The following is a 9,692-nucleotide window of genomic DNA, read 5'->3' on the forward strand; positions in this document are numbered from 1 at the left end:
AACGTGAGCACCAACGCCGTCACCGCCCGCATCGCCGACGGCATCGCCGCAATTCCCGCGGCCGATTGGGATGCCTGTGCTGGCACAGCCAACCCCTTCGTAAGCCATACCTTCCTCGCGATCCTCGAAGCCTCCGGCAGCGCCATCGCGCGCACCGGGTGGCAGCCGATCCCAATCCTCGTCGACGGTCCGGACGGCCGTCCCGCCGCCATCGCCCCAGCCTATGCCAAGAGCCACAGCCAGGGTGAATATGTCTTCGACCATGCCTGGGCGGACGCCTGGGAGCGCGCCGGGGGAAGCTATTACCCCAAGCTGCAGGTCGCAGTGCCCTTCTCCCCCGTCCCCGGGCCGCGGCTGCTGCTGCGCGACCCGGCGCAGGCCCCCGCGCTGATTGCGGCGATCGAGGCGGTCACCGACCAGCACCATTTGTCGTCCGCCCACGCCACCTTCGTCTCGCCCGATCAGCTCCCCGCGTTCGAATCAGCGGGCTGGCTGCTGCGCGAAGGCACGCAATTCCATTGGCAGAACGACGGTTACACCCGGTTCGATGATTTCCTCGACGCGCTCGCGAGCCGCAAACGCAAGGCCATTCGCAAGGAACGCAGCGCGGCGGTCGACGGGCTGACGATCCGCCACGTCAGTGGAGCGGGTATCTCGGAAGCGGATTGGGACGCGTTCTGGCGCTTCTATCAGGACACGGGCGCCCGCAAATGGGGCCAGCCGTATCTGACGCGCAGCTTCTTTACGCTGCTCGGGCAGACGATGGCGGACAAGGTGCTGCTGATCTTCGCAGAGCGCGACGGTCGCACGATCGCGGGGGCGCTCAACCTGATCGGGGAAGAGACGCTCTACGGCCGCTATTGGGGTTGCACCGAGGAAGTGCCGTTCCTCCACTTCGAGCTGTGCTATTACCAGGCGATCGACGCAGCGATCGCGCGGGGGCTCAAGACAGTTGAGGCCGGTGCGCAAGGCGAGCACAAGCTTGCGCGCGGCTATGTTCCCGTGCCGACCTGGTCCGCGCATTACATCCCGGACCGCAACTTCCGCCGCGCGATCACGGACTTTCTCGCACGCGAACGCGCTTCGGTCGAGGCGGATCAGGAATATCTCGGCGAACTGACGCCGTTCCGACGCGGCTGAATCAGAACGTGGGGCTCAGAACGGGGCGGGCATCGGGCGCGAGCGCAGACGCAGCGACTCATCGCTGACCTTGATCCCCGGCGCGCCGTGATCGACGCGGAACAGCACGCTCGTCCCGTCACGCCAGATCGGCACCAGCCCTTCGTTGAAGCGCGGATCGTAGGGCGGCGGGCGGATCAGCCACACATAATCGAACGCATCGCGCGGGAAGCGCGCCATCGCCATGTTGATCGGCCGCCACCATTCGCGCGGGCATTGCACGCTCGTCACGATCTGCGACGGATCGTGCGCGAAGCGGCGCGCGGGCAGATAGCGCGTGGTCAACAGCTGCGCGCCCGCCATCGACCATTGGTCGTTGGTGTAGGCCAGCCGCCGCTCCAGCGCGATCGCGGGGAGATGTTCGAGCCGGCTCATCACCCACGGGTTGCCGCATTGCTCGCCGACGAACGATACCAGTCGCGCGCCGATCGGGACGCGCTCGAGCGCCTTCAACTCGCGGTCGTAATCGTTCGCGAACATCCAGAAGCTGACCGTCGTCGCCCCCGTCCGCGCGAGCACGAAGGCGAGCCCCAAGGCAGCCAAGGTCGCACTGCCGCGCATCGACAGGCCAGGCTTGGGGCGGAGCGCGATCACCGCCACCCCCAGCATGAACGGCGCGAGCCGCATGTCGGCATAGGCCGAACCGAACACGATGCGGGGCAACAGGATGTAGACGAGCAGCAAAAACAGCGCGGATAACAACAGGTTGCGCGAATACTCGATACTCGGGTCGCGAATGCCCTTAAACAGGATGAGCAGGACGACCGCGATCGACGCGATGTCGAAGGTCATCCAGCGGTCCTTGAAGGTCATCGTCAGCCAACGCAGCTTGGCCCGCCAGTCGAACCAGTCCGCGGTCTGCCCGCCGACGTGTTCGCCGCTGCGCCACGCCACCATCAGCAGCAACGGCAACGCCAGCGGGAGACACCCCAGCCCGGCGTGGAACCCCGCCGTGATCCAGCTTTTGACACCATGCTGCCCGCGCGCGTCGTGCTGACGGATCAGTTCTCCCGAAAACGCCAGGACGCCGAGCACGCCCCAGCCGAACGTGTGGCACAGCCACAAGGCGCAGGAAAACGGGACAAAAATCGCGGTGCGCAGCCGCAGGCGCCCGAGCCGCCCCAACCGCAGCCACAAAGCATAGGCATTGAGCGCGATCGCTATTGACAGTGCGAAGTTCACGAAGCCGAACTGAATCGGGTAACTATAGGCAATCGGCAACGCGAACAGCGCGGTCGGCGGGATCCGCCCATGCACTTCGCGCGCGATCCACAGATAGCCGGTTACGACCATCAACGGGATCGTCATGATGATCAGCTTGACCGCGAGTTCGAGCCCGAACAGCTTGGACAAGGGGATGACGAGCAGGTCGATCCCAAGATTGCCGATCAGCTGCCAGCTGAAATCATACCAATCGCGGAGCCACGGGTGCTCGCCGATCTCGAGCTGGACCCGGTAACGGCCCATGTGCCCGGGCAGATCGACCAGCGGGGCGATTTCCGGACGCAGCAGCGGGATCAGCGCGACGAGCGCCATCACCGCCACGAACGTGCGCGTCTGCCACCAATGAAGCGGTGCGGTGTCCCCCTGCATCCCGGGCCCTTACCGTGCCGGTCCGGGTCGAGACAAGCCGCGTTCGTCACGGTTGCCCCGGCCCGCGGCCGTGATCCAGCGCGATCGCATCAATACATGTGCTGCCCGCCGTTGATGCTCAGCGTCGATCCGGTGACGAAACCACCCTCTTCCGAGCACAAAAACGCAACGCCGCGCGCAATCTCGCTCGCCTGACCGAGGCGACCGACCGGAATCTTCGCGACGATCTTCTCAAGCACGTCGGCGGGGACCGCAGCGACCATGTCGGTATCGATATAGCCGGGCGCGATCGCGTTGACCGTCACCCCGGCGCGCGCGCCTTCCTGCGCCAGCGCCTTGGTGAAGCCGTGGATGCCCGATTTGGCGGCGGCATAATTGACCTGACCATATTGCCCGGCCTGCCCGTTGATCGACCCGATGTTGACGATGCGGCCCCATTTACGGTCGCGCATTCCCGGGAACACGCCCTTCGCCATGTTGAAGCAACCACCCAGATTGGTGTCGATGACTTCTTTCCAGGCTTCATAGCTGAGCTTCATGATCGTGCCGTCGCGGGTGATGCCGGCATTGTTGACCAGTACGTCGATCGGCCCGAGCTGTTCGGCGACCTGCGCGCAACCCGCCTGGCATGCTTCGTAATCCGACACGTCCCACTTGAACGCCGCGATCCCGGTCCGCTCGGTAAAGGCGCGCGCACGCTCGTCATTCCCTGCATAATTGGCCGCAACGGTCATCCCGGCATCCTTGAGGGCAAGGCTGATAGCCTCACCAATACCGCGGGTGCCGCCGGTTACGATCGCGACGCGTGCCATGCATTCTCTCCTGTGGATCTTCTAGTCCCATGCCCTTGCTATGCCGGGTTGGCCCAGCCTTCAAGTTCGCGTGCAAGTAAAGTGCGCAACATTTTGATACCGATATCACTCGCGTTAAGGCACGGAATATACGCGAAATGCGTACCGCCCTTCTCCTCGAAGCTCTCGCGCCCGCGGATCGCGAGCTCCTCGAGCGTCTCGAGACAGTCGGCAGAAAAGCCCGGCGCGAAAATCGCGACCTTCTTCACGCCCGTCGCCGGGAGCTCCTCCAGCGTCATGTCGGTCGCGGGCTCGAGCCATTTGGCCGGGCCAAAGCGCGACTGGAACGACACGATCAGCGGCTTGCCCAGCCGCTCGCCGAGCAGCCGCCCGGTCTTCTGGCAATGGCAATGGTACGGATCGCCGAGTTCGAGCGTCCGCTTGGGCATGCCGTGGAAGCTCGCGATCAGCGCGTCGGGCTCAAAGTCGAGCGCGGCGACGCCTGCCTCGATCGATTCCGCCAGCGCATCGATATAGGCGGGATCGTCATGATACGGCGGGAGGGTGCGCAGCGCGGGCTGCCAGCGCATCTTGGCCAGCTCAGCGAACGCCTTGTCGTTGGCGGTCGCGGTCGTCGCGGCGCAATATTGCGGATACAGCGGCGCGATCAGGATGCGGTCGCACCCGGCGTCCTTCATCGCCTGCAACCGCTCGCCGATCGCGGGCTTGCCGTAACGCATCGCCCAGTCGACCATCACGTCCGGCCCGAACGCGCCTTGCAGCGCGGTGCTCTGCGCCTTGGTGATCGCGGCCAGCGGCGAGCCGTCCGCGGTCCACACCTGCGAATAGGCGTGCGCGGATTTCTTGGGGCGGGTGTTGAGGATGATCCCGCGCAGGATCGGCTGCCACACCAGCGGTGAAATCTCGACGACACGACGATCCGACAGGAATTCGCCGAGATAGCGTTTGACCGAGCGGACGTCCGATCCGTCGGGCGTGCCGAGATTGGTCAGCAACACCCCGATCCGGCGTGGCTTTACCGGCGGATGACCGGCGGGAAGAACAGCTTGCATCACTTGGATCCCGGAACGAGCGGAAGACCGCGCAGACGATAGCCCGTAGCGGCTTGCAGCGCATTGGCAATCGCAGGCGCAACCGGCGGCACCGCGAGTTCGCTCACGCCCCCCGGATCGGCCTGGCTGGAAATCAGCTCGACTGTGATGTCGGGGGTGTCCGCAAGCCGTGGCAAGCCGAGATCGCCAAACCTGCGCACGTCGGGCATGCCGCGCGTGATGTCGGTCGATCCGCCGGTCGCGGCGGCCATGCCGAACAGCAATCCGCCCTCGATCTGCTGGCGGACGAGGTCCGGGTTGATCTGCCGCCCGCAATCGACTGCGGCGACGATCCGGTCGACGCTGACCGCTCCGCCTTCCCCGACATGCGCCTCAACCAGCACCGCGATATGACTGCCGCGAAAGCTGTGGCAGGCGATCCCCTGCCCGCTCCCCGAAATCCCGCCTTCCCATCCCCCCAGCGACGCGGCGGTCGACAGGCAGCGCGCAAGCCGCGCGTTGCCGCCGAGCAACCCGATCCGGAACGACAGCGCTTCGATCCCGCTCAGATGCGCGAGTTCATCGAGAAAACATTCGGTGAAGAAGGCGGTGTAGCTGTGCGCGCCCGAGCGCCAATGCCCGGTCGGCACGCCGATCTCGGCGGGGTGGTGGTCGATCGCATAGGCCGGAATCCGGTACGGCGGCGCGGCCCCGGCGACCGCATAGGGGTCGCCCGGCGGCGTCAGCGCGAGCGCGGTGCGGAAGCCCGGATCATGCGCGAACAGACGCCCTGCGATCGCCTGCCCGGTCGCAGGCGCGGCGATCCGCGTGCGCCACCCGAGGATCTGTCCGTTCGCACCGAGCCGCGCCGCCATGCGCGCCATCGCGGGGGGGCGGAAACGATCGTGGAGCAAATCCTCGACGCGCGACCAGGTCAGCTGGACCGGGCGCTTGAGCTTTACCGCGAGCACGGCCGCCTGCTCGGCGCAGCGGGAGTCGAGGTTCGCGCCGAACGATCCGCCGATCAGCATGGGATGGACGACGACCTTGTCGGCAGAGATTCCCGCTGCCGCCGCTGCGGCAGCGCGCGCCATCGCAGGCGCCAGCGTCGGGAGCCACAGTTCGAGCCGCCCGTCGGCAAAGCGCGCGGTCGCGCTCATCGTCTCGATCGCGGCATGGACCGCGAGACCGGCGCGATACTCGGCAGTGACGGGCCGGGTAGCCTGAAGCACGGCCTCCACGTCCCCGACCGCTTCGATCCGCTTTCCCGGGGCATCGAGTGCTGCGCGCAAGGCCGCGTCGATCGTCGCGCTGGTGACGATCGGACCGCGCGTCTCGAACCGTGGGGCGAGCGCGTCGAGCGCGCGGTTGGCGGCCCACCAGCTGTTGCCGATCGCGGCGACCCAGCGATCGTTCGTGACGACCTGCACCACGCCCCGGATCCGGTCCGCCGCCGCGCGGTCAACGCGCAGCAGTCTGGAGTCACCGATCGGTCCCTGCCGGATGCTGGCAAAGACCATGTCGGGCAACCGCACGTCGCCCGCGAAATTCGCCGACCCATCGACCTTGGACGGCGCATCGAGCCGCGGGAGCGACTGGCCCGAGAGGCGGCTGTCGTCCTGGTTGATCCGCATCGGCAACGCCTCGGGCAGCGTCCCGCCGGCGGCTTCGGCGGCGAGATCGGCGAAACGGAGCCGATCCGTGCCGTGGATGACAAAGCCCGCCTTGGTGTCGCACGCCTGCCAGTCGACGCCCCAGCGCGTCGCGGCGACCTTGCACAGCAGCACACGCGCGGCGGCGCCGGCCTGCCGCAGATCGTCCTCGAACGCGCGGACCGAGCTCGATCCGGCGGTGAGCATCGTCGTCGTGGCGACCGCGTGCGCATCGCGCCATCGCCCGACCAACGTGGCGGTGTCGGTTTCGAACAGCGCATTCGCGCCAAGTGGATTGGCGTACAGCGGATTGAGCGGCGCCGGCTCGACCGCGACGGTGCGCCAGTCGGCGCCGAGTTCATCCGCAACGATCTGCGGCAGCGCGGTGTAGACGCCCTGGCCGTGCTCCGCCTGCGGCACGGCGACGGTGACATGGCCGTCGTCGCCGATCTTGATCCACGCGCCGAAGATCGTCTCGCCCTTGTCGGCGGCCAGATTGGGGAGATAGCGCCGCGGCCACACCGCCCACGCCAGCACCAGCCCGACCCCCGCGCCGCCCCCGATCAACAGTCCGCGACGAGTGACCGCGGACGAACGCGATGGGGGAAGACGGTTGCGCATTGCGGTTGCTGTATCGTGCCGATCCCGCGGGGGAAAGCGCGGGGCGCGGGGGAGGCGGTCACGCCTCCGTACCGTTCCCCCGTCGACGGCCTTAGGCCGCCACCCCCGCCTGTTCCGCCGCGGCGATCGCACGATAGGTCGCGCGCAGGCTGACCTTGTCGATCTTCTCGGTGCCCAGGCGTGGCAAGGCGGTCTCCACGATCCAGATCCGCTGCGGGACTTTGAATGCGGCGACATGCGCGAACAGGAACGCGCACAGTTCGTCGGTGCTGACGCGCGCATCCGCGCGGACCTGGACGACCGCGCCCGGTACTTCGCCGTAGCGTTCGTCGGGCAAGCCGAATACCGCCGCCTCCGCCACCGCGGGATGCTGATAGATCGCCGCCTCGACTTCCTGGCAGGAGATATTCTCGCCGCCGCGGATGATGATGTCCTTCTTGCGGTCGACGATGAACAGATAGCCATCCGCATCGAGATACCCGATGTCGCCAGTCAGAAAGTAGCGGTCGGGGGTGAAGGCGGCGGCGGTCGCGTCGGGACGGCCGTAATATGCGCGAAAATTGCAGATCGAGCGGATCGCTACTTCGCCGCGCTCCCCCTGCGCCACCGGGCGTCCGTGATCGTCGAGGATCGCCAGATCGACCAGCGGCGCGGAGGGACGTCCGGTCGAATTGGGTTTGGCGAGGTAATTGTCGCGGAAATTGCCGCAGCCGATGCCGTTGGTCTCGGTCAGGCCATAGCCGAGCAGCGGCTTCGGCCCGCCCATTTCGTCCGCGATCCGCCGGACATGCTCGACCGGACGCGGCGCGCCGCCCGCTGCGAAATCGGTGACGCTCGACAAATCGTAGGCGGCGCGATTGGGGTGGGTCAGGATCTCGAAGCTCATCAGCGGCACGCCGACGAAGTAGCTGACGTGCTCCGCCTGAATCAGCCGCATCGCTTCCTCGGCATCCCATTTGGGCATCAGCACCAGCTTGCGGCCCATCGCAAAGCTCTGGAGGAACACCGGGACTTCCGCGGTGACGTGGAACAAGGGCACGTTGAGCAGCGTCGCGGGCTGGCCGTCTGGCGGGCTGCCGTCCTGCGTCGTGATGCTCAGCATCACCAGCGCCTGCGCGAGGTAATTGTACACGCCCTGCGTCACCGCGCGATGATCGCTGATCGCGCCCTTCGACTGGCCGGTCGAGCCCGAGGTGAACAGGATCGTCGCGGGGTCCAGCGGCCCGACCTCCGGGAGCACGACGTCGGCCGGATCGAGCCCGGCGAGTGCCTGCTCCAGTGGCAAGGCGTCGTCCACCGTCACGACCGGGACGCCGAGCCCATCCACCGCGCCGATCCGGCGCGCGCGCGGCGGGTCGGCGAAGACGAGGCTGCATTCGACCTCGGTCATCGCCGCGCCGAGTTCCTCCGCCTGCCACCAGCCGTTGAGCAGCGTGGCGACCCCGCCCGCCATCTGGATCCCCATGTACAGCACGATCCACGACGGCGAATTGCGCATCGCGATCCCGACGCGGTCGCCCGGCCGGATGCGATACGACGCGACCAGCGCCTGTGCGACGCACAGCGCGGCGTGGTGGACTTGCGCGAAGGTGAGGCGCTCCGCCCCCGCGACGAGGAAAGTCTTGTCGGCATGCTCGCTGCAATAATGCGCGAAATAGGGCGGCAGCGTCTGCGGCACGCCGGTGATGACGGGGAGCTCCAGACCAACGACCGCGACCGTCGCGACCGCGAGCGGACCACCCGGCCCGGTCAAGGCGGCGAGGGTCGCATCCATACGGCCGTCCAATATGCTCGGCATCTGTCTCTCCATTCTGTCTTGTCGCTTGGTCTTGTCGCCAGTCGCCATTATGGAGGCGCAAATCCCGGGGGAAAAGCCTTGATCCTGACTGCCGCTCTACCCCTGCTCGCCGAAGCGACGACCGCTGCCACCGGAACGCATTTGCGGTTCGAGGACCTGCACCTCAATCCGGTCGCGCTCGACCTCGGCTTCTTTCAGATCAAATGGTACTCGCTCGCCTATATCACCGGGATTCTGGTCGGCTGGTGGTATCTGCTCAAGCTGATCGCACAGCCCGGCAGCCCGATGGCGCGCCGCCATGTCGACGATCTGGTGTTCTACGCCACGCTCGGGATTATCCTGGGCGGGCGGATCGGCTATGCGATCTTCTATGCGCCCGACATGCTGCTCAGCCCGTGGCGGCTGATCCGGCTGTGGGACGGCGGCATGTCGTTCCACGGGGGCATGATCGGCACGTCGATCGGGATCATCCTGTTCGCGCGCAAGGAGAAGCTCGACTGGCTGCGGATCCACGATTATCTCGCCTGCGCGGTGCCGTTCGGGCTGTTCTTCGGGCGGATCGCGAATTTCATCAACGGCGAGCTGTGGGGCAAGCCCTCCAACGTCGCCTGGGCGATCATCTTCCCGCGCACCGGCAACGACGTGCCGCGCCACCCGAGCCAGCTCTATGAAGCAGGGCTGGAGGGGATCGCGTTGTTCGCGATCCTGTGGTTCGCTTTCTGGCGGACCAAGGCGCGCTACGAGCCGGGTCGGTTGGTCGGGCTGTTCCTGGTCGGCTACGGTCTCGCGCGGTTCACGGTCGAATTCTTCCGCGAGCCCGATTCGCAATTTAGCGGCACCTTCTTCGCGACGACGATCCACATGGGCCAGGTGCTGACGCTGCCGATGATCATCGGCGGGCTGTATCTGGTCGCGACCGCCAAGGGACGGCGCCAGCGCGTGGTGCCGATCGCGGGGGATAAGAGCGTCGCCTGACGTTCGGTCCCCCCTCCACCACGCTTGCGGA

Annotated in this window: 7 protein-coding genes; 2 read left to right on the plus strand and 5 right to left on the minus strand. The window is 66.8% G+C overall.

The window, feature by feature from the left end; translation table 11 throughout:
- The first annotated feature begins 3 nt into the window (after positions 1–3).
- Positions 4–1,140: a GNAT family N-acetyltransferase gene (locus QBJ92_RS12565; protein WP_277970038.1), complete on the plus strand. Its 1,137-nt coding sequence runs from the start codon at positions 4–6 to the stop codon at positions 1,138–1,140.
- A gap of 15 nt (positions 1,141–1,155) precedes the next feature.
- Here QBJ92_RS12565 and QBJ92_RS12570 read toward each other — a convergent pair whose 3' ends face one another.
- From QBJ92_RS12570 to QBJ92_RS12590, 5 genes are all read right to left on the minus strand, one after another.
- Positions 1,156–2,772 (minus strand): hypothetical protein, encoded by a 1,617-nt coding sequence (locus tag QBJ92_RS12570; RefSeq protein WP_277970039.1) that lies wholly within the window; start codon positions 2,770–2,772, stop codon positions 1,156–1,158.
- 89 nt (positions 2,773–2,861) lie between these two features.
- Positions 2,862–3,584: an acetoacetyl-CoA reductase gene (gene phbB / locus QBJ92_RS12575; RefSeq protein ID WP_277970040.1), complete on the minus strand. Its 723-nt coding sequence runs from the start codon at positions 3,582–3,584 to the stop codon at positions 2,862–2,864.
- Between the two features lie 38 nt (positions 3,585–3,622).
- Positions 3,623–4,636: a ferrochelatase gene (gene hemH / locus QBJ92_RS12580; protein ID WP_277970041.1), complete on the minus strand. Its 1,014-nt coding sequence runs from the start codon at positions 4,634–4,636 to the stop codon at positions 3,623–3,625.
- Positions 4,636–6,888, minus strand: a complete 2,253-nt coding sequence (locus tag QBJ92_RS12585) for a xanthine dehydrogenase family protein molybdopterin-binding subunit (protein WP_277970042.1) — start codon at positions 6,886–6,888, stop codon at positions 4,636–4,638. The genes hemH and QBJ92_RS12585 overlap by 1 nt, the downstream gene beginning before the upstream one ends.
- 91 nt (positions 6,889–6,979) lie before the next feature.
- Entirely contained in the window at positions 6,980–8,686 is a 1,707-nt protein-coding gene (locus QBJ92_RS12590; protein ID WP_277970043.1) for a class I adenylate-forming enzyme family protein, read from the minus strand.
- 78 nt (positions 8,687–8,764) lie between these two features.
- Between QBJ92_RS12590 and lgt the strand changes: the two genes are divergently transcribed.
- Positions 8,765–9,661: a prolipoprotein diacylglyceryl transferase gene (gene lgt, locus QBJ92_RS12595; protein WP_277970044.1), complete on the plus strand. Its 897-nt coding sequence runs from the start codon at positions 8,765–8,767 to the stop codon at positions 9,659–9,661.
- Positions 9,662–9,692: the final 31 nt, after the last annotated feature.

Origin of the sequence: Sphingomonas echinoides, from assembly GCF_029623395.1 — a bacterium.
GTDB classification, from domain to species: domain Bacteria; phylum Pseudomonadota; class Alphaproteobacteria; order Sphingomonadales; family Sphingomonadaceae; genus Sphingomonas; species Sphingomonas echinoides_A.

Excerpts from the sequence above, each read along its gene's own strand:
- QBJ92_RS12570 (WP_277970039.1), bottom strand. The coding sequence starts at position 2,772 with ATGCAGGGGGACACCGCACCGCTTCATTGGTGGCAGACGCGCACGTTC.
- phbB (WP_277970040.1), bottom strand. The coding sequence starts at position 3,584 with ATGGCACGCGTCGCGATCGTAACCGGCGGCACCCGCGGTATTGGTGAG.
- hemH (WP_277970041.1), bottom strand. The coding sequence starts at position 4,636 with ATGCAAGCTGTTCTTCCCGCCGGTCATCCGCCGGTAAAGCCACGCCGG.
- QBJ92_RS12585 (WP_277970042.1), bottom strand. The coding sequence starts at position 6,888 with ATGCGCAACCGTCTTCCCCCATCGCGTTCGTCCGCGGTCACTCGTCGC.
- QBJ92_RS12590 (WP_277970043.1), bottom strand. The coding sequence starts at position 8,686 with ATGCCGAGCATATTGGACGGCCGTATGGATGCGACCCTCGCCGCCTTG.